The sequence below is a fragment of the Arthrobacter sp. TmT3-37 genome (assembly GCF_054510835.1).
This window is the reverse complement of the sequence record NZ_JBTNDU010000015.1, coordinates 19,732-43,430: the sequence shown is the minus strand read 5'-3', so window position 1 is coordinate 43,430 and position 23,699 is coordinate 19,732. Positions and strand designations below refer to the sequence as shown.

22 protein-coding genes are annotated in these 23,699 nt (G+C 70.9%); 16 read left to right on the top strand and 6 right to left on the bottom strand.

The features are described 5' to 3' along the window. Positions 1-181: 181 nt before the first annotated feature. The gene (locus ACX80U_RS15625) at positions 182-943 is read left to right on the top strand and encodes a PKD domain-containing protein (protein ID WP_459269093.1); all 762 of its coding nucleotides are present in this window, start codon (positions 182-184) and stop codon (positions 941-943) included. A 67-nt stretch (positions 944-1,010) separates the two neighbouring features. Here ACX80U_RS15625 and ACX80U_RS15620 read toward each other — a convergent pair whose 3' ends face one another. Continuing rightward, the gene (locus ACX80U_RS15620; protein WP_459269092.1) at positions 1,011-2,387 is read right to left on the bottom strand and encodes an HNH endonuclease; all 1,377 of its coding nucleotides are present in this window, start codon (positions 2,385-2,387) and stop codon (positions 1,011-1,013) included. A 167-nt stretch (positions 2,388-2,554) separates the two neighbouring features. On the opposite strand from ACX80U_RS15620, the gene ACX80U_RS15615 reads away from it, so the two are divergent. From ACX80U_RS15615 to ACX80U_RS15605, 3 genes are all read left to right on the top strand, one after another. Next, positions 2,555-2,854, top strand: a complete 300-nt coding sequence (locus tag ACX80U_RS15615) for a DUF3039 domain-containing protein (protein WP_208741494.1) — start codon at positions 2,555-2,557, stop codon at positions 2,852-2,854. A 494-nt stretch (positions 2,855-3,348) separates the two neighbouring features. After that, positions 3,349-4,794, top strand: a complete 1,446-nt coding sequence (locus ACX80U_RS15610) for an MFS transporter (protein ID WP_459269091.1) — start codon at positions 3,349-3,351, stop codon at positions 4,792-4,794. Next, positions 4,791-6,569: a DEAD/DEAH box helicase family protein gene (locus ACX80U_RS15605; protein ID WP_133080822.1), complete on the top strand. Its 1,779-nt coding sequence runs from the start codon at positions 4,791-4,793 to the stop codon at positions 6,567-6,569. Before ACX80U_RS15610 ends, ACX80U_RS15605 begins: the two co-directional genes overlap by 4 nt. Before the next feature lie 117 nt (positions 6,570-6,686). Here ACX80U_RS15605 and ACX80U_RS15600 read toward each other — a convergent pair whose 3' ends face one another. Both ACX80U_RS15600 and ACX80U_RS15595 read right to left on the bottom strand, forming a co-directional pair. Next, the gene (locus tag ACX80U_RS15600; protein WP_459269090.1) at positions 6,687-7,310 is read right to left on the bottom strand and encodes an isochorismatase family protein; all 624 of its coding nucleotides are present in this window, start codon (positions 7,308-7,310) and stop codon (positions 6,687-6,689) included. Then, the gene (locus ACX80U_RS15595; RefSeq protein WP_459269123.1) at positions 7,307-8,623 is read right to left on the bottom strand and encodes a nicotinate phosphoribosyltransferase; all 1,317 of its coding nucleotides are present in this window, start codon (positions 8,621-8,623) and stop codon (positions 7,307-7,309) included. Before ACX80U_RS15595 ends, ACX80U_RS15600 begins: the two co-directional genes overlap by 4 nt. 135 nt (positions 8,624-8,758) lie before the next feature. On the opposite strand from ACX80U_RS15595, the gene clpS reads away from it, so the two are divergent. The 8 genes from clpS (at position 8,759) to ACX80U_RS15555 (ending at position 14,438) form a co-directional block, all read left to right on the top strand. Then, the gene (gene clpS, locus ACX80U_RS15590) at positions 8,759-9,067 is read left to right on the top strand and encodes an ATP-dependent Clp protease adapter ClpS (RefSeq protein WP_133080820.1); all 309 of its coding nucleotides are present in this window, start codon (positions 8,759-8,761) and stop codon (positions 9,065-9,067) included. Positions 9,068-9,072: 5 nt separating this feature from the next. Further along, positions 9,073-9,648: a DUF2017 domain-containing protein gene (locus ACX80U_RS15585; RefSeq protein ID WP_459269089.1), complete on the top strand. Its 576-nt coding sequence runs from the start codon at positions 9,073-9,075 to the stop codon at positions 9,646-9,648. An 89-nt stretch (positions 9,649-9,737) separates the two neighbouring features. Beyond that, entirely contained in the window at positions 9,738-10,649 is a 912-nt protein-coding gene (gene murI, locus ACX80U_RS15580) for a glutamate racemase (protein ID WP_459269088.1), read from the top strand. After that, entirely contained in the window at positions 10,646-11,443 is a 798-nt protein-coding gene (locus tag ACX80U_RS15575) for an MBL fold metallo-hydrolase (RefSeq protein ID WP_133080817.1), read from the top strand. The genes murI and ACX80U_RS15575 overlap by 4 nt, the downstream gene beginning before the upstream one ends. A gap of 84 nt (positions 11,444-11,527) precedes the next feature. Then, positions 11,528-12,319, top strand: coding sequence for a ribonuclease PH (rph, locus tag ACX80U_RS15570; RefSeq protein WP_279628602.1), 792 nt, complete (start codon positions 11,528-11,530; stop codon positions 12,317-12,319). Next, a complete protein-coding gene (gene rdgB, locus ACX80U_RS15565) occupies positions 12,312-12,938 on the top strand; it encodes an RdgB/HAM1 family non-canonical purine NTP pyrophosphatase (RefSeq protein WP_133080815.1) in 627 nt (208 codons plus the stop codon). Before rph ends, rdgB begins: the two co-directional genes overlap by 8 nt. Positions 12,939-13,152: 214 nt before the next feature. Next, positions 13,153-13,740: a DedA family protein gene (locus ACX80U_RS15560; RefSeq protein WP_133081032.1), complete on the top strand. Its 588-nt coding sequence runs from the start codon at positions 13,153-13,155 to the stop codon at positions 13,738-13,740. Beyond that, entirely contained in the window at positions 13,737-14,438 is a 702-nt protein-coding gene (locus tag ACX80U_RS15555) for a GNAT family N-acetyltransferase (RefSeq protein WP_459269087.1), read from the top strand. The genes ACX80U_RS15560 and ACX80U_RS15555 overlap by 4 nt, the downstream gene beginning before the upstream one ends. On the opposite strand, the gene ACX80U_RS15550 is transcribed toward ACX80U_RS15555, so the two are convergent. Further along, complete coding sequence (locus tag ACX80U_RS15550) at positions 14,404-15,093, bottom strand: HAD family hydrolase (RefSeq protein ID WP_459269086.1); 690 nt, start codon at positions 15,091-15,093, stop codon at positions 14,404-14,406. The two genes, ACX80U_RS15555 and ACX80U_RS15550, sit on opposite strands and share 35 nt — an antisense overlap. A gap of 94 nt (positions 15,094-15,187) precedes the next feature. Between ACX80U_RS15550 and ACX80U_RS15545 the strand changes: the two genes are divergently transcribed. Next, on the top strand, positions 15,188-16,189 hold the full coding sequence (locus ACX80U_RS15545) for an exonuclease domain-containing protein (protein ID WP_133080813.1): 1,002 nt from the start codon (positions 15,188-15,190) through the stop codon (positions 16,187-16,189). Here ACX80U_RS15545 and ACX80U_RS15540 read toward each other — a convergent pair. Together ACX80U_RS15540 and ACX80U_RS15535 are read right to left on the bottom strand one after the other, a co-directional pair. Then, complete coding sequence (locus ACX80U_RS15540; RefSeq protein WP_459269085.1) at positions 16,186-17,166, bottom strand: SDR family NAD(P)-dependent oxidoreductase; 981 nt, start codon at positions 17,164-17,166, stop codon at positions 16,186-16,188. The two genes, ACX80U_RS15545 and ACX80U_RS15540, sit on opposite strands and share 4 nt — an antisense overlap. Beyond that, positions 17,167-18,225: an ADP-ribosylglycohydrolase family protein gene (locus tag ACX80U_RS15535; protein ID WP_459269084.1), complete on the bottom strand. Its 1,059-nt coding sequence runs from the start codon at positions 18,223-18,225 to the stop codon at positions 17,167-17,169. 140 nt (positions 18,226-18,365) lie between these two features. Here ACX80U_RS15535 and ACX80U_RS15530 point away from each other — a divergent pair, with 140 nt between their 5' ends. The 3 genes from ACX80U_RS15530 to ACX80U_RS15520 all read left to right on the top strand — a co-directional run bounded on the left by ACX80U_RS15530 (position 18,366) and on the right by ACX80U_RS15520 (position 23,672). Then, positions 18,366-19,379 (top strand): aquaporin, encoded by a 1,014-nt coding sequence (locus tag ACX80U_RS15530; protein WP_459269083.1) that lies wholly within the window; start codon positions 18,366-18,368, stop codon positions 19,377-19,379. A 66-nt stretch (positions 19,380-19,445) separates the two neighbouring features. After that, on the top strand, positions 19,446-20,609 hold the full coding sequence (locus tag ACX80U_RS15525; RefSeq protein WP_459269082.1) for an exonuclease SbcCD subunit D: 1,164 nt from the start codon (positions 19,446-19,448) through the stop codon (positions 20,607-20,609). Between the two features lie 9 nt (positions 20,610-20,618). Next, positions 20,619-23,672 carry an AAA family ATPase gene (locus tag ACX80U_RS15520; protein WP_459269081.1) on the top strand — a complete coding sequence of 1,018 codons (3,054 nt, stop codon included), beginning with the start codon at positions 20,619-20,621 and terminating at the stop codon, positions 23,670-23,672. The last annotated feature ends 27 nt before the right edge of the window (positions 23,673-23,699 follow it).

Below are 23,699 nucleotides of genomic sequence, written 5' to 3'. Positions count from 1 at the left end.
TAGCCTTATCGCCCTACTTTTTACCGTATTCCTAATTCCTGTCCAAGTTACATCGGCAGACATGAAAGACGTGGGCGCGGGATTCTCCGACGAAGGTCTAGTTAATGCGCGCAGCGTCTCTAGGACTGAATCCCGAGGCGTCGCGTTGCAACCTGCGGTGCCACCGGCGGAGACTGCCGCCGTGGATCTTCCAATTAGCGACGGCATCGAGTACATCTTCCAGCGCGCGTGTACTGCCGGCGTTGGCGAGGCTTTGAATCCTGCCACGTGCCCCATCGTGAACGCCCAGTGCGATGCCCGCGAGGGCGGTGTCCTCGTCAATTGGATCGAGGTGAACAACAACGTGCAGCCCGCGACCGAGACCCCGACTGGTCGCTCGTCGTGCATGTATCCGGGCGAGGTGCCCGAAGCGCCGATCGCGGGAGCCCCTGCTGCCGAGGAAGCGCCGATCGTGATCACCCTCGAGGAGTTCCAGAAGCGCCCGGTCCTGGCCGCCACGATCATCTCCCAACCCCTGAATTTCGGTCTACGGAACGCCCACTCGAACATCTACGCCGAAGCGCAGGAGCAGGAGTTCACCTTCGAGTTCCAGGACGCGACGATCGTGCTCAAGGCCCGGCCCGTGACGTATCAGTGGGACTACGGGGACGGAACGACAGCGACGACCACGACTCCCGGTGGGCCGGTGGAGGGCGACGCGTTCGATACCAGGACACCGACCAGCCACCAGTACGCGCAGACGGGCGACTTCGATCTCACACTGACCACCTACTTCGCCGGCGATTACTCGGTGGACGGAGGCCCGTTCCAGCCCGTTGCGGGCGAGGCTGCTGTGGTGTCCGCGCCACACCTGATGAGCATCTGGCGTACCAAGGGCCACAGCGTCAGTGAGAACTGCATCGAGAACCCAGCAGGTATCGGCTGCGAAGCGCCCACCCGCTGATTCGGCACGCGCAACGCGCTTCAGATGCACGACCGATGAGCAGGCACACCTCTCCGCGACATCCGCGCTAGAAGGGTGGTGGTTCGGGTTCGCTGGTATACGTGCGGCCTGTCGGTGACGTTGCGGTGAGGGTGCCGGCGTCGGACTGTCGGTAATGCCAGATGCCCTCGCTCTTGAGCATGTGGTGCTTGCGGCAGAGGTGGGCGAGATTGGTCTGCGTCGTGGTGCCCTGCTGGGACCAGGGTTGGATGTGGTCGAGTTCGCATCGTGACGCCGCGACGTTGCAGCCCGGGTGCCGACAGGTTCGATCGCGGACACGCAACCATTTCTTGAGGTCCGCGGGCACGGCGTAGGTGGTCCGACCGACACTCAGGACTGCACCCGTCTCGGGGTGCGTGAGCAACCTGGTGAAGGAGGGGGCATGGGCGGCGAGGCGCCGGGCGATGTCCGCGGGGACGGGACCGTATCCTTCGAGGTCTGCAGGTGCGTCGTCGACCCCGAGGAGTGTCAGGACCGGCACGGTGACGTTGATGGAGGCACGAACCCTGTAACCGTCTGCATGGAGCCGGCACCCGGTACCACCGTCATGACCAAGGCTGGAGCGAGCACCTGCGCCGGTTCCGGCGCCTGTGGCCGAACCCGCCCCTGGTCCTGCTCCTGCTCCTGCCGGAACCTTTCCTTCCGCGGCCTCCGTGGTGGGACAGGTGCAGTCCGCGAGGAGAAGGTCGGTGAGGACGTCGGTGCGGAGCTGGGGCAGGGTGCGGTGTTCGCCGGGTGATTGCAGAGCCCGGGCGGTCGTGGTGAGGCGTGTGTCGATGGCCGCCGCGTCGGTGGCGGGAAGCTGGATGTGGAGCCAGGCCATGGCGTCGTCGGCGGGTTCGAGGTCCACGCGCCGGTGATCGACCGCGTTGCGCGCGCGGGTCTCGAGGGTAGTGGGATGGGCCTGCGTGCGGAGGCGGCGGGCCCGGTAGGACAGCCGGGGCACCGTGGTGGCGGATGCCACGGGCAGCAGGGCGTCCTCGATCCGGGCGGCAGTGCCGGCTGGCAGTCCGGCGTACTCGTGGAGGAGCGTGGTGGCGTGTGCCCAGGTGATCGTGCCGGTGCGCAATGCCGTCAGCGTCCTCGGGTGATGCTGGGCGAGGAGTGCCGCGTGCTGGACGAGGCGGTGGGCGGACCGTTCGCTGATGCGCAGCAGGCATGCGATCTCGGTCGCGGTTGCCGTGTCGGCGAGGTTGGTCCGCCGCCGTCGTGAATTCCCCCGCCCATTCTCCGGGGGTAGCTTCGGGGTGGGAAAATCCTGCAGGAAACGGTCTTCGAGGAGTTCACGCAATTCATTGGCGGCGTCGACCATCTCCGCGTCGATCCGGGCTTTCTCGGCGCTCAGTGAGGTGATACGGTCGTTGATCCGCCCCATGTCCCTCAATTGCTCCGCCGAGTTTTTCATACCGCTATTGTCGCCTCCACCACTGACAATTCGGGGAGGGAATGAACCGGTCGACGGGCGGCCGCACGAAGAATCGGATATGACAGCTGAATTGTTTCCGCGGCCGTCGACGGCGCGTCATCCCTCGCGCCCCTGCCTGTCGCCCGGCCGAGCGATAGACTGGATGCATGACGATGCCTGCAGACCCCTTCGCAAACGATCCCCTCGACGCCGGCATGGGCGGCTCCACGGCGACCATCGAACGTGAGGAAGTACGCCAGGAAGTCGAGCCCGGTGACGCAGAGCGGTTCGCGCACTACGTCCGCAAGGAGAAGATCATGGAGTCGGCCTTCACCGGCGAGCCAGTGATCGCACTCTGCGGCAAGGTGTGGACCCCGGGCCGTGACCCTGAGAAGTTCCCCGTGTGCCCCGAGTGCAAGGAGATCTACAACGGCCTCCGCCCGGGGAACGACAAGCCCGAGGGCTGAACAGGTTCCACCCAGCGCTTCCGGGAGGAAGCGTCGGCCGGGGCGTGCCCGCAGCGAGGAGCGCCCACGGTCGTCACGGCCGGCCTGAGGACGGCGGGTCCCAGGACCGAAGCGACACCGGCCTGACCGAAGACGCACACGGAAACGCACCCGAGCCTGACCCGAAATTCGAGTCCGAAATTCGAGCCCAGAATTCGAGCCCGGACATTCACCCGAGCCCGGACACGCAGCGGCGCCCGACCCGGAATTCGAGCCCGGAACTGGAGCCCGGAATTCGAGCCCGGACACGCAGCCGCGCCCGACCCGGAACTCGAGCCCGGACACGCAGCCGCGCCCGACCCGGAACTCGAGCCCGGACACGCACCCGAGCCCGACCCGGAACTCGAGCCAGGACCCGAGCTCCTCAACGCGCACGGACCCGAACACAGTCCGGCGACACACACGCACCCGAACACGAACCCGGACACGAACCCGAACAAGCAGGACAAGGTGGCATGAAGAAGACCGCGAGCCAGGACGCCGGAGCGATGTCGCCCGAGCTCCGCCCCCTCACCATCGGGATCCTCGCGATCATCACCTGCGCCGCCTTCGAGGCGATGGCGGTCATCACCGCCATGCCCGTGGTCGCCGATGAACTCTCCGGCGAATCGAGCTACGGGCTGGCCTTCTCGATGTACCTGACGGCGTCGCTGCTGGGCACCGTGGTGGCCGGGTCCTGGTGCGACCGCAAGGGACCGCGGCCGGCCCTTGCCGTCGGGATGTCCCTCATGATCCTCGGGCTGCTCGCAGCAGGAGCCGCCCCGGACTTCTGGCTCGTGACCGTGGGGCGGGCCGTATCCGGCCTGGGTGGCGGATTCATGATCGTGGCGGTCTACGTCGTGATCGGCAGGTCCTTCCCGCAGCGCGCCCAACCCGTCGTGTTCGGCTGGCTGGCAGCCGCGTGGGTGCTGCCGGCACTCATCGGCCCGGTGGTCGCCGGCTTCGTGACGCAGCAGTTCGGGTGGCGGTGGGTGTTCCTCGGCGTCGCCCCGGTGGTGATCGCCGCCGTCGTGATCGTATGGCCCAAGACGAGGGAGCTCGGGGCCATGGCGGCGGCCGACGCCGCTCCGGCGAAGGCGCGGGTGGTCCGTGGTCTCGCGCTGGCCGGCGGGGTGTTCGCCGCGCAGTGGGCGGTCGTCCGGCTCGCCGACACCGATGATCCTGGAACCGGGACCGTGGTGGGACTCGTGGTCCTGGCGGCCGCCGGGGTGGTCGTCGCGCTCGCGGTCCTGCCCGCGCTCCTGCCCCGGGGCACCCTCGTCCTGGCCCGCGGGCTTCCCAGCATCATCGCGACGCGAGGGATCGTCAATGTGGCGTTCTTCGGGACGGAGGCCTTCATCCCTCTGATGCTCGTGAGTTCCCGCGGTATCGACCCGGGAACCGCCGGCCTGACCCTGAGCGCAGGTGCCCTCGGCTGGAGCGCCGGGTCCTTCGTGCAGGCCCGGGTCACATTCGGCCGTCAGTGGTTGCTCGTCGCCGGTTCCTCCGTGCTGTCCCTCTCGCTCGGGGGGTTCGCCCTCGCCACGGCCACGGAGGCCCCGCTCTGGGTCCTCGTCGTCGTCTGGGGGCTGTCGGGCTTCGCCATGGGGATGACCCTCTCGAGCACCTCGGTCCTGGTGCTGAAACTCTCGGCCGCCACCGAACAGGGACGTAATTCCGCGGCCCTGCAGATCTCCGACCAGCTCGGCGGTGTGGCAGGCACCGCCGGCGCGGGTGCGCTCTTCGCCCTCCTGCACGACCCGGCGGATCCAGGACAGGTGCCAACCTTCGTTGCCATTTGGCTCGCTCTGTGGGTGTTCACGGCAGCAGGTATAGTTTCGGGTCTGAGAGGGGCCCGGTCATCGGATGACGGCTCCGGCCTCACCCCCAGCAAGTCAATGGAAGGTACTGTCCCGGCGTGAGTAGTGACACCCTGTTCGGTACCGGCGCAGCCCTGCCTCCCGCATATCCGGAGCGCGCAGCCTGGGGGACCGCCCCCAAGCTGCGCCAGTGGCAGAGCGAAGCGCTGGAGAAGTATTTCCGGGAGTCCCCGAGCGATTTCCTCGCCGTGGCGACCCCGGGCGCCGGCAAGACGACCTTCGCGCTCCGCGTGGCCACCGAGCTCGTCGACCGGGGCATCGTCAACCGCATCACGGTCGTCGCTCCGACCGACCACCTCAAGCGCCAGTGGGCCGACGCCGCGGCGCGGGTCGGTCTCGCGATCGACCCCAACTTCAAGAATGCCGACGGCCGCCACGGTGGCGCGTTCATCGGTGTCGCCGTGACCTACGCGCAGGTCGCCAGCAAGCCGATGCTGCACCGCGCCAAGACGGAGGCGGCCCGCACCCTTGTGATCCTCGATGAGATCCACCACGGCGGTGACGCGCTGTCCTGGGGCGACGGTATCCGGGAGGCCTTCGAGCCCGCGGCCCGACGCCTCGCGCTCACCGGGACGCCGTTCCGGTCCGACACCGCCGCGATCCCCTTCGTCGAATACGCCGAGGACCGCGACGGGATCCGCCGATCGCGCGCCGACTACACCTACGGCTACGGCCAGGCGCTCCGGGACCATGTGGTCCGGCCCGTCATGTTCATGGCGTACTCGGGCCAGATGCGCTGGCGGACGAGCGGCGGCGAGGAGATGGCGGCGTCGCTCGGCGAGGCCGCGGTCACTAAGGACATCACGGCCCAGGCCTGGCGCACGGCGCTGAACCCGGCGGGCGAATGGATCCCCGCCGTTCTCGCGGCCGCCGACAAGCGGCTCACCGAGGTGCGGCGCACCGTGCACGACGCCGGGGGCCTCGTGATCGCGACGGACCATGACGACGCGCGGGCGTACGCCGGCCAGCTGAAGAAGATCACGGGCGAGTCCCCGACGGTCATCCTGTCCGACGACGCCAAGGCTTCCTCCAAGATCGAGGAGTTCTCCGAGGGGGACAAACGCTGGATGGTCGCGGTCCGCATGGTGTCCGAGGGCGTGGACGTCCCGCGACTGGCGGTCGGCGTCTATGCCACCTCGACGGCGACGCCGCTGTTCTTCGCCCAGGCCGTCGGCCGGTACGTCCGTGCACGCCGGCGGGGCGAGACGGCGTCGATCTTCCTGCCCTCGGTGCCGAACCTCATGGCGCTGGCGAACCAGCTCGAACTCGAGCGAGACCACGCCCTCGACCGCCCCGAGAAGGACGACGAAGGCTTCGGCCTCGAGGACGGGCTGATGGAGGCCGCGAACCGCGAGGACAAGGCGTCGGACGCCCTGACCAAGCAGAAGTTCGAGGCCCTCGAGTCGCAGGCGTCCTTCGACCGCGTCCTGTTCGACGGCGGCGAGTTCGGCACGGGTGGCGAGATGGGCAGCGAGGAAGAGCTCGACTTCCTCGGGATCCCTGGCCTGCTCGACGCCGACCAGGTGGGCCAGCTGCTGCGCCAGCGCCAGCAGGAGCAGCAGTCCCGCCGGAAGGGCAGGCCGACGGCAGCTCCTGCAGCCGAGCCGATCGTCGTCGACCACCGGCAGCTCACGGAACTGCGGGGGCAGCTCGCCAAGAACGTCTCCGCCTGGGCGGCCCGGACCGGCATGCCGCACGGCCAGGTCCACACCGAGCTGCGCCGCCAGTGCGGCGGACCCGCCGTGGCGCAGGCCAACGAGGACCAGCTCCAGCGCCGACTGCAGAAGCTGCAGGACTGGTTCATCGGCAAGAAGTAGGACCGTCCCGACGAGAACGAGAACGAGAACGAGAACGAGAACGAGAACGAGAACGAGAACGAGAACGAGAACTAAGGCCGGGCTGGTCGGACCAGCCCGGCCTGTCGCGTCGAGGGCCTAGCGCGTCAGTTCGACGCCGGCAGCTTCCATCTCGTCCAGCGCCTCCTCGGACCGGTCCGCGTGGACGCCCCGCGTGAGGTCCGCCAGGACCGTCACGGAGTAGCCCGCCTGCAGCGCGTCGAGGGCCGTCGCCCGGACGCAGTAGTCGGTCGCGAGGCCCGCGACGACGACGTCGTCGACCTCGTGGTCCTGCAGCCAGTCATCGAGCGTCATGGGTTCGACATCGCTGTCCTCCGCCGCTCCGCCGAGCTTCTGCTCACCCGTCGGCACCTCGTCGTCGGGCGCCTTCACGCCCTCGAAGCCCGAGTAGGCCGCCTCGAACTGTCCCTTGCGGAACACAGCGTCGATGCTCTCGGTGTCGAGATCGCGGTGGAAGTCCGAGCCCTTCGTGTCCGCCACGCAGTGGACGGGCCAGGAGTCGACGAAGTCCGGGGTCTCCGAGAAATGGCTCCCCGGATCGATGTGCCAGTCCTGCGTGGCGACGATGTAGTCGTAGGCGCCGGCCTGCTCGTCGATGTGGTCGCTGATGTCGGCCGCCACCTGCGCACCGCCGGCGACGGCGAGCGAGCCGCCCTCGCAGAAGTCGTTCTGCACGTCCACGATGATCAGTGCGCGTGTCATGGTGCTGCCTCCTCGTACTCGGTGGGGATGACCGGTTCGCCGCGCTGCAGGCGCCGGACGGCTCCGGGAAGTTCGGCGAGCGACTGCTGGTGGCGCTCGGCGGCGCGGACCACGGCCTCGGGTCCGGTCCAGCCGGGCAGAAGGACGCCGTCGGCCACGAACTGCTGGGTGAGCGGGCGATCGTTGCCGTCGTCGGCCGGGCTGATCCCGATGCCCACCACCTCGGCCTGCGCCGTGCCGTGCCCGTCGAGGCGCCGCAGCGCGCGCTTCAGCCCGCCCACGGAGGCCTTGTTCTTGGCGGCCTTGGCCACGGACACGAAGGTGCCGTCGTCGTCCTCCCGGCTCACGAGCTTGTAGACCATGCCGGCGGTCGGCGCACCCGACCCGGTGACCAGGGACGTGCCGACCCCGTAGGAGTCGACCGGCGCCGAGGCGAGGAGGCCGATCGCGAACTCGTCCAGGTCGGACGTCACCACGATCTTGGTGCTGTGGTTGCCGAGGTCGTCGAGCAGTTCACGGACCCAGCGGGCCTGGGCGACGAGGTCGCCGGAGTCGAGGCGGACGGCGCCGAGCTCGGGACCTGCCACCTCGACGGCGGTCCGCACGCCCTGTTCGACGTCGTAGGTGTCCACGAGGAGCGAGGTGCCGCGACCGAGCGAGGCGACCTGCGCCTCGAACGCGGCACGCTCGGAATCGTGCAGCAGCGTGAAGGAGTGCGCCGCCGTGCCGACGGTGGGGAGGCCGTAGCGGCGCCCCGCCTCGAGATTGGACGTGCTGGCGAAGCCGCCGATGATCGCGGAACGCGCGCAGGCCACGGCTGCCTCCTCGTGCGTGCGCCGCGAGCCCATCTCGATGCAGGGCCGGCCCGCTGCCGCACCCGTCATGCGGGACGCCGCCGACGCGATGGCGCTGTCGTGGTTGAGGATCGAGAGGATGAGCGTCTCGAGGATGCACGCCTCGGCGAACGTCGACTCCACGGTCAGGATCGGGGAGTTCGGGAAGTACGCCTCGCCCTCCGCGTAGCCCGAGATCGAGCCCGAGAACCGGAAGCCGGCCAGCCAGGCGAGCGTGGTGTCGTCGACGATCCGGTGATCGCTCAGGAACGCGAGCTGCGCGTCGTCAAAACGGAACGTGGCCAGTTCCTCGAGCAGGCGTCCGGTCCCGGCGACGACGCCGTACCGCCGGCCCGCGGGGAGTCGGCGGGCGAAGGCCTCGAACACCGAGCGGCGGTACGCCGCCCCGGAGTGCAGCGAGGCCTGCAGCATGGTGAGTTCGTACTGGTCGGTGAAGAGCGCGCTGTTCGCCGCGTTCACCGCCGCAGGCGTCGGACCGGCGTCGGCCGGAGGATCTGTGGTCAGGGCTTTGGTCACCCACAGAACGATAGCCGGGCGTCCGCCGTGAGAGTACCCGGCCACCGGGGCCGGGTCATCGCACCTAGAATGAGGGATATGACCGTAGGCTTTGCAACCGGCACCGACACCCAGGAAGAGGTGCGGACGGCCGAGAAGACCGACCTGGACCAGCCCTGGGTGGTGGTGGTCTGGAACGACCCAGTGAACCTCATGAGCTATGTGAGCTTCGTCTTCCAGACCTACTTCGGGTACAGCGAGGCCAAGGCTCGCACGCTCATGCTGGAGGTCCACGAGCAGGGCCGTTCCGCCGTCGTCTCCGGCAGCCGGGAGAAGGTGGAGCAGGACACCGTCGCGCTCCACTCGTACGGACTGTGGGCGACCTTCGAAAAAGCCGGAAGCGAGTAGGCCCCTTGGCGAAACCGTTCAAATCGACGCGCCGCGGCATCACCGGTGCGCTGGAACCGGGGGAGGCGCGGCTCCTGGGCGCCCTGCTCGACGACGTCATCTCGATGCTGGAACCCGAGACGGGCCCCAGCGAGGACCCCCTGGCCGCCCTCGTGGGCATGTCCGGGGCGGACGCCGAGGCCACCGCACCCGACGATTCGGCCGTCCGGCGCCTGCTGCCCGACGCCGTGCGCGGCGACGACGACGAAGCGCTCGCCTTCCGGCGGCTGACCGAGCGGTCCCTGCGCGAGCAGAAGATCGGCGCGCTGCGCGGCACGGCGCTCCTGATCGAGTCGAGCCCCATGACGCTCAACGACGAGCAGGCCCGCCTCTTCGCGCAGGCGCTCAACGACGTCCGCCTGGTCCTCGCCGACCGGCTCGCCATCGAGACGGAGGAGGACGCCGAGCGGCTCCACGACATCGCCGACTCGAAGGACGTCGACAACGTCGAGTCCTATCTCGCGCTGGTGTACAACTTCATCACCTGGCTGCAGGAGTCACTGGTGCAGGCGATGCTGAAGGCCGTCCGGCTCGAGCGCTGACCCGCCCGGGCCCGCCGAGGAGGCCTGTGACATACCCCACGGGTCGGCGGATAGTTTTCGGGGGCAGCACGTCATATTCTCAGAGGATCATGAGCCCAGAGCGAGCGAACACGGACCGCAGCGAAGCGCCGATCGGCATCTTCGACTCCGGCGTCGGCGGACTGACGGTCGCACGAGCCGTCATCGACCAGTTGCCCCACGAATCGATCATGTACGTCGGCGACACCGCGAACGGCCCCTACGGACCGCTGCCGATCGCCCGTGTACGCGCCCACGCCCTCGGGGTGATGGACGAACTGGTGGACTCGGGCGTCAAGCTCCTCGTCATCGCCTGCAACTCGGCCTCGGCGGCCGTGCTCCGCGATGCGCGCGAGCGCTACACGGCTCGCTACGGCATCCCCGTGATCGAGGTCATCCAGCCCGCCGTCCGCAGGGCCGTCGCCGCCACCCGCTCGGGTCGCATCGGCGTCATCGGCACGACGGCGACCGTCGGATCGCGCGCCTACGACGATACGTTCGCGGCCGCCCCGCATCTCGAGGTCACCTCCGTGGCGTGTCCGGCGTTCGTCGAGTTCGTCGAGGCCGGCATCACCGGCGGTCCGGCCCTGCTGCGGACGGCCGAGGAGTACCTCGAGCCGCTCAAGGACGCGGGCGTCGACACCGTCGTGCTCGGCTGCACCCACTATCCGCTGCTCACCGGCGTCATCTCCTACGTCATGGGCGACGCCGTCACCCTCGTCTCCAGCGCGGAGGAGACGGCCAAGGACGTCTACCGTGCGCTGGTCTCGCACGACCTCGAGCGGGACAGCGTGGATCCCGCCGTGCACCGCTTCATCGCGACGGGCGACGCCGGGAACTTCGAGGTGCTGGCGCGCCGGTTCCTCGGCCCCGAGGTGCTGAGCGTGCAGCACGTGGACCACGTCGCCGCGCAGTACCCGACCGGCAGCCTCGCCCGGATCACCCCCGAGATGATCGCCGCCGCCGGCTTCCCCCGGGCATGAAACTCACCATCGTGGGGTGCAGCGGGTCCTTCCCCGGCCCGCAGTCACCGGCCTCCTGCTATCTCCTCAGCGCCGAGTGGGAGGGCCGCACCTGGCGGATCCTGCTCGACCTCGGCAACGGATCGCTCGGCGCGCTGCAGCGGTACATGGACCTGCGCGAGATCGACGCGGTGTTCCTCTCACACCTCCACCCGGACCACTGCATGGACCTGTGCGGACTCCACGTCGCCGTCCACTGGGATCCGGCGGGCTGGGGCCTGCCCCGCATCCCGGTCTGGGGGCCGGCCGCGACGGCCGATCGGATGGCGAGCGCCTACGGGCTGGAGCTCGACCCGGGCATGCACGAGGACTTCGACTTCCAGCCCTGGCGGGATCGGGACCCGGTGACCGTCGGTCCCTTCACCATCACGCCGTTCCAGGTCCTGCATCCCATCGAGGAGGCGTACGCGCTGCGCGTCGAGGTCGCGGAGACGGACGAGCACGGTGTCCTCCGCCCCCATGTCCTCACCTACTCGGGGGACACCGACGCGTGCGACGGACTGGTGGACGCCGCCCGGGACGCGGACGTCTTCCTCTGCGAGGCCGCGTTCCACGAGGGGCGCGACGACGCCATCACCGGTGTGCACCTGACCGGTAAGCGCGCAGGGGACGTGGCGACCCGCGCGGCCGCCCGACGGCTCCTGCTCACCCACCTGCCCGTGTGGAACGACGCGAACCTGGCCGTCAGCGAGGCCCGCCAGAGCTACGACGGCCACCTCGCCGTCGCGGTCGCCGGGGTGTCCTACACCGTCTGAACCGGCAGGCAGCCGGTCGCCGGTCGACCGTCCACTGCGGCACTGCCAGCGATCTCCCATGTGCTCCCGTCTAGACTGGAAGTCATGACCCCCGCGAATTCCCCCTCCCTGCCTCCCTCCGCCGGCACCGCTGCCCCCGTGCTGCGGGCGGACGGACGGACGCCCGACCAGCTGCGCAACATCAGCATCACCCGCGGCTGGTCGAAGCAGGCCGAGGGGTCCGCGCTGATCGAGTTCGGCAACACGCGCGTGCTCTGCACGGCGTCCCTGACCAGCGGGGTGCCCCGGTGGCTCAAGGGCGAGGGCAAGGGCTGGGTGACGGCGGAGTACGCCATGCTGCCGCGCGCCACCAACACCCGCTCCGACCGCGAGTCCGTCAAGGGCAGGATCGGCGGCCGCACGCACGAGATCTCCCGGCTGATCGGACGCTCCCTGCGCTCGATCATCGACACGAAGGCGCTGGGCGAGAACACGATCGTCCTCGACTGCGACGTCCTGCAGGCCGACGGCGGCACGCGTACGGCGGCGATCACGGGCGCCTACGTGGCGCTCGCCGACGCGATCCGCTACGCGAAGGACAAGAAGCTCATCCCGGCGTCGGCTTCCCCGCTGACGGACACCGTCGCCGCGATCAGCGTCGGGATCATCGACGGCGTCCCCATGCTGGACCTCCCGTACGTCGAGGACGTGCGCGCGGAGACCGACATGAACGTCGTCGTCACCGGATCTGGCACGTTCGTCGAGGTGCAGGGCACCGCGGAGGGCGCCCCCTTCGACCGCGCCGAACTCGACGCCCTGCTCGACCTCGCGCTCCTCGGCACCGCGCAGCTCGCCCAGATCCAGCTCGACACCCTCCGGGACTCCTCCGGTGGCTGATGCGCCCCGGCTCGTCCTCGCCACCCGCAACGCCGGCAAGCTGCGGGAACTGCGCGAGCTGCTGCGCGGCCAGGTGCCGGGGCTCGACGTCGACACCCAGGTCGTCGACGCCGCCTCGGCGGGCGCGCCCGACGTCGTCGAGAGCGGTGTGACCTTCGAGGAGAACGCCCTGCTCAAGGCGGAGCAGACCGCGCAGGCCACCGGGCTCATCGCGGTCGCCGACGACTCGGGCCTCGCCGTCGACGTCCTCGGCGGAGCGCCCGGCATCTTCTCGGCCCGCTGGGCCGGGCGGCACGGCGACGACGCCGCGAACCTCGAACTCCTCCTGGCGCAGCTCTCCGACATCCCGGCCGACCGCAGGGGAGCGGCGTTCGTCTGCGCGGCGGCCCTCGCACGACCGGGTGCTTCCGGCGGGAGCCGTGCGGAGCGCGGAGAGCTGCGCGGCACCCTCCTGACCGCCCCCCGCGGGGCAGGTGGCTTCGGCTACGATCCGATCCTCGTGCCCGAGGGGCTCCAGCGCACCTGCGCCGAACTCGCGCCGGAGGAGAAGAACGCCATCAGCCACCGCGGCATCGCCTTCCGGGCGCTGCTGCCGCACCTCGTCGACGCCCTGTCCTGAGAGCGCCGGGCAGGACGGCAGCGCAGCACGAACCCGAGTAGACCAACCAGCACCGCACGCCGTCCGTCCAGCAGGACGGACAACGAGAGGGACGAATACCACCGTGAGCATCATCCAGACTGTCCAGGCCGTCCAGGCCGTCCAGGCGACGACGGCGAGCCCCACGTCGGACGGATCGGCCCTCGGCGCAGTCACGGACTGGGCCGTGAACCTCATGGAGACCATCGGCGCGCCCGGCGCCGGGCTCGCCATCGCCCTCGAGAACCTCTTCCCTCCGCTGCCGAGCGAGGTGATCCTGCCCCTCGCCGGGTTCACCGCCAGCCGGGGCAACTTCTCGCTGTTCGAGGCGATCCTGTGGACGACCCTGGGCTCGGTGGTCGGAGCCTACGCGCTGTACGCCCTCGGCGCGTGGCTCGGCCGCGACCGCATGCGCCGCCTCGTCTCCAAGGTCCCGCTCATCGACATCGAGGACGTCGACAGGGTCGAGGACTGGTTCAACCGGCACGGGTACCGGGCCGTGTTCTTCGGCCGGATGATCCCGCTGTTCCGGAGCCTCGTCTCCATCCCGGCGGGCATCGAACGCATGCCCGTCGGCAAGTTCCTCCTGCTCACGACCGCCGGCAGCCTGATCTGGAACTCCCTCTTCGTGCTGGCCGGGTTCTACCTCGGGGAGAACTGGCACATCGTCGAGCAGTATGCGGATGTCTTCCAGAAGATCGTGATCGTCGCTGTCGTGCTGTTCGCCGTGTACTTCGTCGTCTCCAAGGTGCGCAAGCACCGCGCGGACAAGCGCGTGCAGTGACGCCGGCCCCGGGCATGGTCGACGCGACGGACCCGCTCGTGCAGGTCTGGCCGCTGTTCGGGCTGGAGATCGCCACGCCGCGCCTGGTCCTCACGCCGGTCCGGGACGAGCACCTGCCGGGGCTGGTCGACGCCGTCCTCGCCGGGATCCACGATCCCGCCGAGATGCCCTTCAGCGTGCCCTGGACGGACGCGCCCCGCAACGTGCTGATCACGGAGACCGCCAAGCACCAGTGGCGCCTGCGGGCGGGCGTCTCGGCAGGGGAGTGGACCGTCAACTTCGCGGTCCTGCACGAGGGCCGCCTGATCGGCGTCCAGGACCTGGCGGCGCGCTCGTTCCCGCTGCTGCGCCGTGTCGAGACGGGATCCTGGCTCACCCGGGCCGCCCACGGCCGGGGATTCGGGACGGAGATGCGCGCCGCCGTGCTCCAGTTCGCTTTCGACCACCTCGGCGCGACGTCGGCCGTGTCGGGAGCGGCCGCGTGGAACGCCGCGTCGCTCGGCGTGTCGCGCCGGCTCGGCTACGTCCCGAACGGGACCGCGCTGGCCGAGGCCAGACGGGGAGAGGTGCAGGTGCTCCAGAACCTGCTGCTCGCGCGGGAGGACTTCGTCCGGCCCGACTGGGTGGCCGAGGTCCGGGGACTGCAGGCCGCGCTGACCCTGCTCATTCCCGGGTCGCTGCGCGGGGCGGCAGGCTGAGTTCCGTCCCCGGCGCGGGCGTCACGGCGGACAGGACCCGGTCGGGCGCAGGTCCTGCGAGCACCCGCGCGAGATCCGACGCCGGCTCGAACAGCCGGGCGTCGAGGCCCAGGGCGCGGGCCGCGGCGACGTTCGCCGGAGTGTCATCCACGAAGGTCACGAGGCCCGGCTCCACCGCCAGCTCCGTGAGCACATGGTCGAAGACGGCCGTCGACGGCTTGACGAGGCGCAGCGACGAACTGAAGAAGCGGTGCCGGAACAGCCGGGTCCAGCGGGCGTCGCCCAGCTGGGCTACCATGGCCGCCGGCATGTTCGACAGCAGGGCGAGGCGCTCGCCCCGGCCGTCCAGGTCCTCGAGGACATCCAGGGTGTCGAGGTTCAGGTGCGACCACTGGTTGCCGTCCAGGACGTCGAGCCAGGCGGAGCGCGCGCTGCCCACGCGCCCGCCCGTGACGAGGGACCAGTAGTCCTCGGAGGTCAGCGCCCCGATGTCGTAGGCGTGGCGGTGCTGCCAGTAGGTCGACGCCTGCCCGTGCAGGCCCTCCACGCCGGTCGCCTCCGCGAGCAGCTCCCAGTCCTGCGGCGTGGGGGCGGTGGAGACCACGTTGCCGTAGTCGAAGAGGTACCACCGGCGGGAGCTGTCGATGCGGGCCATGACTCAGGGTAGGACGCCCAGCCGTCGAGAGGACCCCGCCACCGGTGAACATCGGGTGAACGGGCGGGACGGGCAACGGCGGTAAACTGGCTGCGTGGGAATCGCATTCACGGCCATCGACTTCGAGACTGCGAATGGCTTCCGTGGCTCCCCGTGCGCCGTCGGCCTGACGAAGGTCCGGGACGGCCGGATCGTCGAGGAGGCATCCTGGCTGATGCGCCCGCCGGAAGGCCACGACCACTTCGACTCGCGGAACATCGCCATCCACGGCATCACCTCGGGCATGGTCCAGGACGCCCCCCGCTTCGGCGAGCTGTTCCCCGAGATCGGCGGCTTCATCGGCTCCGACGTGCTGGTGGCGCACAACGCGGCCTTCGACCTCGGCGTCATCCGGTCCGCGCTGGAGGTGTCGGCTCTCGCCGGCCCTGCCTGGGACTACGCCTGCACCGTCGTGCTCTCCCGCAAGAGCTACTCCCTGCCGTCCTACTCGCTGCCGTTCGTCGCGGAAGCGGCGGGGGTCCCGCTGCTCAACCACCACGACGCCGTCGAGGACGCGCGGGCGTGCGCCGGGATCATGATGGACCTCGCCCGGCGGTACGAGGCAGGCACCGTCGAGGACGTCCTCGGGTGCCATGGCCTGCCGCTCTCTCGGGCAGAGGCCTACGCGCCGGGCGTGGACGAGCTGTCGAAGGCCACGCGCACCGCACTGGGTCGCGGCTCGTCGCCGTCGGGCTGGTCCGGCTGGCCGGAGGAGGGCGCGAATCCGCACGCCAATCCCCAGGCCGATCCGCGCCACCCGCTGTACGGACAGACGGTCGTCTTCACCGGGACCCTCGGCATCCCGCGGCCGCAGGCCAAGGAACGGGCAGCCCACCTCGGCGCACAACCGGCGAGCTCCGTCACCCGACGCACCACCGTCCTCGTCGTCGGGGACGGCTTCGTCGCATCCGACCTGCGCAACGGACGCGTGACCGGGAAGGCCCGGCGCGTGCTGGAACTGCACGAGCGGGGCCAGGCCATCGAGGTGCTCTCGGAAGCCGAGTTCCTGCAGATGACCGGCGACCGCTGGCCCGCCGCGAGCCCGGCGGCCGGCTAGAGACGCAGCGGGACGCCGGTGAGTCGGGCCGACAGGTCGATCAGCCGCGACGCGGCATTGCGCTCACGGGCGTGCGGTTCCGCCGGGACGAGGGCCGGCGGTCCCGTGAGCTGGAATCCGCCGCCAGGACCGCAGTAGGCACCGTTCGGGATCCCGGGATCGGCCGTCGCGCGGACGAGGGGCCACGCCCCGGCGTCCTTCCCCTGCGCCACGTGGGCCAGGACGGTCCGCCGCCACCGGGGCGCGTCCTTGCGGGCCGCGACGCCCGGCCGGTCCGGCGTGAGCATCCCGAGTGCGAGGCCGGGATGGGCCACGACGCTCGTCGCCGCGCTCCCTGTCGCATCGAGGCGCCGGGCCAGCTCGAACCCGAAGGCCGTGACCGCCAGCTTCGACGTCGCATACGCGACGGAGCCGCGGTACGACGACGGCTCGAGGAACGACGGCGTGAGGCGTGCCCAGCGGTGGCTGATGCTGCCGAGGTGGACGATCCTGGTCCCGGCGGCGGTCAGCGCGGGGAGGAGCAGGGCGATCAGGGCGTAGTGGCCCAGGTGGTTGGTACCGAACTGGAGCTCGAAGCCGTCCGCCGTCGTGCGCTCCTCGCGGGACCCGACCACCCCGGCGTTGGCCAGCAGGCCGGTCAGGGGCGGGCCGGCCGCTATCGCCGCGGCCGCGCCCCGGACCGATGCCAGATCCGCGAGGTCGAGGAGCTGGAAGGTGACGTCGGCGCGGGGGTGGACGCCCCGGATGGCGCTGATCGCGCGTCGTGCCCTGTCCTCACTGCGTGATGCCAGCACCACGCTCGCGCCCGCTCCCGCGAGTTGCTCCGAGGCGAAGTAGCCGAGACCGGCGTTGGCGCCCGTGACGAGGAAGCGACGGCCGTCCAGACGGGGGAGGGCGGACGGATCCCAGTCCGAGGCGTCCGAGCCGTCCCGGCCCGTCGTCGGGCCGCTGCCGCCGTCGCGGGTCCGCCGCGGCACTCAGGTGCCTGTCGTCGCGGACAGGAGTGTCCGGGCCATGGAGCGGACGACGGCGGGAACCCCCGGCGAGGTCAGGTAGCCGGCCGGCAGGGCGCGTGTGCCGTGCAGTGCGCCGACGATCCCGCCCGCCAGGGACGCCGCGACCACCGGGGAGGCATCGGGCCTGCCGGCGTGCGCCGCATGCCGGAGGGCCGCGACGAGATGGTCCCGCGGCGACGAGGACTCGTCGGCGCCCTCGACGGCCGCCTGCAGTGCCGCCTCGAACGTGCCGGCCGCCGTCGCTCCGTCGGCTGCCGTGCCGTCCGACCCGGCATCGGAGGTGTCCGCTCCGTCAGCCAGCGCGCGGCCTGCATCGTGCCCGGCGTCCGCTGCGGAACTCCGTTCACCGGTGCGGGCGGTGGTGACCGCATCGTCCAGGGTCGTCCCCTCGATCGCCAGCGAGCGGATCACGGCGCTGAGGAGGCCTGCGGTGGCCCGGGCGGAGTGCGAGCCGTGCGTCAGCGCGGCGGCGTCGAGCGTGAGGCGCTCGACCATGCTGGCGGGGATCCGGGGGACCAGTCCGAACGGGGCCGAGCGCATCAGCGCACCCGGTCCCTGCGCCCGGAGGTTCAGGGGGCGGCCGAACGTCCCCATCTCGCCGGTGAGGAGGGCGCGGACGGTCTCGGCGTCGGGATTGTGGACGGCCACCAGCTCCTCCTGCCGGTCCAGCCACCTCGGCGGAGGAACCGGTGCGTTCGGCGGCAGGTGCTCGCCCTGCCGCGAGAGCCAGCGGAGATAGGCGAGCCACACGCAGGCGGTCTCGTCGGCGGCGACGCCGTCGTTCGCCCACTCCAGTGCCTCCACGAGGGCGTCCACGGTGTAGAGGGTGAGCTGCGTGGCCTCGGAGACGGCCACGGCTCCCGGCTCGTCGAGGGCGGTCGCGGGATCGTCACCCGCCACGGTGAGGACACCGTAGGCGTCCCCGGCCATCGTGCCGAGCAGGCACCCCAGGACCCGATCCTCGTACGTGTCCGGCGTGGTGTCCCCGGGGCCGGGACCGGCGGTGCTGTCAGTCGTCACCCGTCCAGTCTAGGGAGGAGTAGGACGGACCAGAGCCACCGGAGCTCCCAGCAGCCGTGCAGACTAGGATGGAAGGCTTGTCCGCGGCCCGGACCCTCCGGGCCGTCCCACTGCAGCACCGATCGAAGGAATGCGCATCCATGACCCACCACACGACGACGGCGGACGCCGTTCCCACCGGTACCGCCGGCACCCCGCAGGTCGGTACCCGGCGTGCACCAGGACTCGCGGCACGCTCGATCGCCGAGGGGGTCGGATCCTTCCTCGTCATCCTCGTCGGCCTCGGAGCCACGATGCTGGCCACCGAGACGTCGCTGCAGCCCACCCTCGTCTTCGGGTTCGCCGTCGTCGCCGCGATGATCGCGTTCGGCCACGTCTCGGGCGGCCACTTCAACCCGGCCGTCACCGTCGGATCGGCGGTGGCGGGGCGGACCGACTGGAAGTCCGTGCTGCCCTATCTCGTGGCCCAGGTGCTGGGCGCGGTCGCCGCATCGGGACTCATCTGGCTGGTCCTGAGCGCCAACGCTCAGCTCTCCGACATCGGAGGGTTCTTCAGTTCGGCCTCCAACGGGTTCGGTGAGCACTCGGCGGCGCAGTTCCCCCTGACCAGCGCCTTCCTGCTGGAGGTCGTCGCGGCGGCACTCCTCGTCGCGGTCTTCCTCGGGGCGCGGTCGCAGCGCGGCGGGCGCGACCTCGCGCCGTTCGCCGTCGGCCTCACCTACGCCGGACTGCTCTCCTTCCTCCTGCCCGTCACGAACGGCGGCGTCAACCCGGTCCGCTCCACCGCCTCGGCCGTCTTCGCCGAGCCGTGGGCCCTCCAGCAGCTGTGGCTGTTCTGGGCCGCACCGGTGGTCGGCGGCGTGATCGCGGGACTGGTCTACCGCAGCCTGGACTCGGGCCGCCCGTCCCGCACGGAGGGGAAGACCGTTCCGGCGACGCCGCATGGCGACAGCGACGGCGCCGTGCACCAGCACGATGCGCAGCAGGACGCGGAGCAGCCCGTGGCCCAGCCGGGCACCTCCCAGTACGACGCCCCCGGGGCCGGCGGCACGGAGCGCCCTGCCGGCGACGCCGAGTCCTTCTTCGATGCACGGTCCTCCTCGGGACACGACGCCTCCCGGGGCGACGATTCCCCGAGCGGGCCGGTGCGCTGAGCCGGATTCCGGGCCCGCCGAGCGCTGATCCTCCGAATGTCGGCATGCGGCGGTAGCGTGAAATCCATGAGGATCCTCCATACGTCAGACTGGCACCTGGGCCGGTCCTTCCACGGGACCGGGACCCTCGACGCCCAGCGGATCTTCGTCGACAACCTCGAGAAGACGGTGCGCGAGGAAGCAGTCGACGTGGTCCTCGTGGCGGGGGACGTCTACGATCGAGCACTGCCGGCGGTGGACGTCGTCGCCCTCTTCGACGAGACACTGGACCGGCTCACCGTCGCAGGCGCGCAGGTGGTCGTCAGCAGCGGGAACCACGACTCGGCCACGCGGCTCGGCTTCGGCGGCCGCATCCTCGCCCGCGGCGGCGTGCACCTGCGCACACGCATCGAGGACATCGGCACGGCTGTGACCTGGCCGCTCGGGGCGGAGGCCGAACTCGCGATCTACGGCGTACCGTACCTAGAGCCCCGCGTCGTCGCGGAGGCGCTGCAGGCGGACGGCACCACGCACACCGCCGTGACCCGCGCCGCCCTCGACCGCGTGCGCGAGGACATCGCGCTCCGGAGCAGGGAGCGCCGCGTGGTGTCCGTCGTGATGGCCCACACCTTCGCTGCCGGGGGCGAGGGCTCGGACAGTGAGCGCGACCTCGCCATCGGCGGCCTCGGATCCGTGCCGCTCGCTTTGTTCGAGGGCTTCGACTACAGCGCGCTGGGCCACCTGCACGGCAGGCAGAGGCTGTCCGAGACCGTGCGCTACTCGGGGTCGCCCCTCGCGTACTCCTTCTCCGAGGCGAACCAGCACAAGGGCGCGTGGCTCCTGGACGTCGGCGCGGACGGGATCGGTGCCGTCCGGCCCGTCGAGTGGCCGGCGCCGCGCGACCTCGCCGTGCTCACCGGCACCCTCGACGAGCTCCTGGAACGCGACGACCTCGCCTGGGCGGAATCGGCCTACTGCTCCATCACCCTCACCGACCGTGAGCGGCCGGCGCGCGCCATGGAGCGCCTGAGAACACGGTTCCCCGACACCCTCGTACTCTCCTTCGCCCCGGAGGGCGGGGACCGACAGGACGTGCGGACGTACAGCCAGCGGATCGCCGAGGCGCGGGACGACGCCGAGATCTGCTGCGGTTTCCTCGACCATGTCCGCGGCCGGAGTGCCTCTCCCGAGGAGCAGGCGCTCATCCGCTCGACCGTCGACGCCGCATTGAGCCTCGCCCACGAACGCTAGGACGCGCGCATGAGACTGCACCACCTCGAGATCCAGGCCTTCGGCCCCTTCGCCGACCGGCAGAGCGTCGACTTCGATGCGCTGTCCAGCCAGGGCCTGTTCCTCCTGAACGGTCCCACCGGCGCCGGGAAGTCGAGCGTCCTCGACGCCGTGTGCTTCGCACTCTACGGTTCGGTCCCCGGCGCCCGTCAGGCGGCGAAGAGGCTCCGCAGCGACCATGCTGCGGAATCGGTGGCTCCGGAGGTGTCCCTCGAATTCTCGGTCGCGGACCGTCGTTTCCGCGTGGTGCGGTCACCCGCGTGGGACAGGCCGGCGCGACGCGGGAACGGGACCACCACGGAACAGGCCCGCACCCTCCTCAGCGAACGGGTGGACGCCGAGTGGGTGCAGAAGTCGGCGCGCAACGACGAGGCCGGACTGGAGCTGCAGTCCCTCCTCGGCATGGACAAGGAACAGTTCACCAAGGTCGTGATGCTTCCGCAGGGCGAGTTCGCGGCCTTCCTCCGGGCCGACGCGAAGCCCCGACGGGAATTGCTGCAGAGGCTGTTCTCGACCACGCGATTCGAGGATCTCGAGAGGCTCTTCACCGAGGAGAGTCATCGCACCGCGCGGAACCTCGCGGACCAGGAGGGCAAGCAGCGGCACGTGTTCCTGCGCGCGGTCGACGAGGCCGAGCGCCATGACCTCAGCCTTGCCGAGACGGGGATCGACCCGGACAGCCCGGGCGGCTGGTCCGAAGCCCTGCAGGCACTCGCCGCGGCCCTCCACGACCGCCGGGACGCGGCAGCCCTCGAGAGCACCGAGCTCGCGGAACGGAGTGCGCTCGCGGACGGCGCAGCGGCAGCGTTGAGGCAGCGCCGGTCCCGCTGGACCGCGCTCGGCGACCTGCGGAGGCAGCAGGCGGACCACGACGCACGCTCCGACGGGATCGCGGACCTGATGGAGCAGGCTCGGCTGCACGACCAGGCCCGCGGGCTCGCCCCGCTCCTCGAACTCGAGTCCGAGGCAGGCATCGGGGTGGAGGGCGCACGTGCCCGGCACGGCGAGGCCCTCCAGCGGCTGCGGAACAACGACGTCGTCCGGGACTATCTCGACGTCGATCCCACCGTCCAGGACGAGGTCCCGCGGAGCGTCCTCACCGGCGGCTGCACGGCGTCGTCCTCCGCGCTGGGGGTCCTGCGCGCCGCGCTGCCCGACGAGCAACGGTTGCTGGACGTGCGGTCCGAGCTCGACGACGGGTCGGCCGGGGTCCGGCGGCTCGACGAACGGCTCACCGTGACGGGCGAAGCCCTCACCGCGCTCCAGCATCGGCGCGCGGCCGATGCCGGACGCGTCGCGCCCCTGCGGCTGGCCGCCGACGGCCTGGTCCACCTGCGAGCGGACCTTGCCGCCGCCGTCACGGCCGAGGAGACGGTCCGGCAGTACCGGGCGGCTGAACTGCGCCGCGGTACCGCGGACGCCGGGTACGATGCCGCATCGGGGCGCTTCCTCGCGCTCAAGGAGGACTGGCTCACCAAGCTGCAGCTGCGGCTGGAACAGGCTGCCGAGGAACTCGCCGAACAGTTGGCGGACGGCGAGCCGTGCCCGGTGTGCGGCAGCGCGGAGCATCCCGCACCCGTGGCGTCGCCGGGCGGCGAGAGGATCACCCTGGAGGAGGAACAGGTTGCGCGACGCCTGCAGGCCGAGGCCGAGAAGGAGCTCCAGGACCTCCGGGAGGTCCGGGACCGTGCGCGCCTCGACGTTGCCGACCTCGCCGCCCGGGGCGGTGAGCTGTCACCCGAGGACGCTGCTGCGTCCAGGCTCGCGGCGCGGACCAGGGTCCAGGCCGCCGAGACAGCCCAGGCCGAGTGTGAGCAGATCGAGGAGCGCATCCGGCGCGCCACCGAGGACGAGGAACGGATCCGCGCCGAGCGCGACGTGCTGCGGGAGGAACGGGCCGCCGCCGAGTCACGGCGGTCGTCGCTGCTCGACCAGGAGGACGTGCTGGCGCAACGGCTCACCGGGCTCCAGGGCGATGCGCCGTCGCTGACGGCCCGCATCGGCGACGTGCAGCGCGCGTTCGACGACCTGGAAGCGGCGCGGGACGCCCTGGATGCGCTCACATCGGCCGTGGGCCGTCGGCAGGATGCCGTGCAGCGCGTCGAGGACGCGCTGCACGGAACCCCCTTCGGCTCGTCGGACGAGGCCCGCGCGGCGCTCCTCCCGGAGGACCGCCGCAGCCGGATGGCCGAGGCGGTGAAGGAGCACGAGGCACGCGGGCACCGACTCTCCGGCGCCTGGGAGGACGGCGCCGTCCGGGAGACCCTTCGGGAGGAGCAGGAAGGCGTGGAGCCACCCTCCGACGAGGACGAGCGCACCGCCGCCGCCGGCGCCGACGAACTCCGGGTGCGCGCACAGCGGGCCGGTATCAGTGCCGAGGTGCTGGGGCACTCGGTCGCCCAGCTCGAGACCTACTCCCGGCAGTTCGACGAGCTCGAGCGGCAGATCGCACCGCTGCGCGAGGAAGCGCGGCTGGCGGCCGCCGTCGCCGACACGGCCCGCGGGGGTGGGGAGAACCTGTACAAGATGTCGCTGGCCACCTACGTCCTCGCCTCACGCCTCGAGCAGGTCGCGGCCGCCGCGACGGAGCGGCTGCTGCAGATGTCCGACGGCCGGTACGCGCTGGTGCACAGCGACGCCACGGCGGGCAACAAGCGCTCGGGACTCGGGTTGAACGTGATCGACGGCTGGACGGGGAACCGCAGGGACACCTCGACGCTGTCCGGCGGGGAGTCCTTCATGGCCTCGCTCGCCCTGGCGCTCGGGCTCGCCGACGTGGTCCAGCAGGAAGCGGGTGGGCTCGACATCGAGACCCTGTTCGTGGACGAGGGATTCGGTTCACTCGACGACCAGGCACTCGAGCAGGTCATGGATGCGCTCGAGGGCCTTCGGAGCGGCGGGCGCGTCGTGGGACTGGTCAGTCACGTGCCCGAACTCAAGCAGCGGGTCAGCACGCAGCTGCAGGTGGTGAAGGGCCGCCAGGGCTCGGTCCTGCGCTACGTGGAGCAGCCTGCCAGCGTGTAAACTCGAGCCGTTACCGGGTCGGGCGCA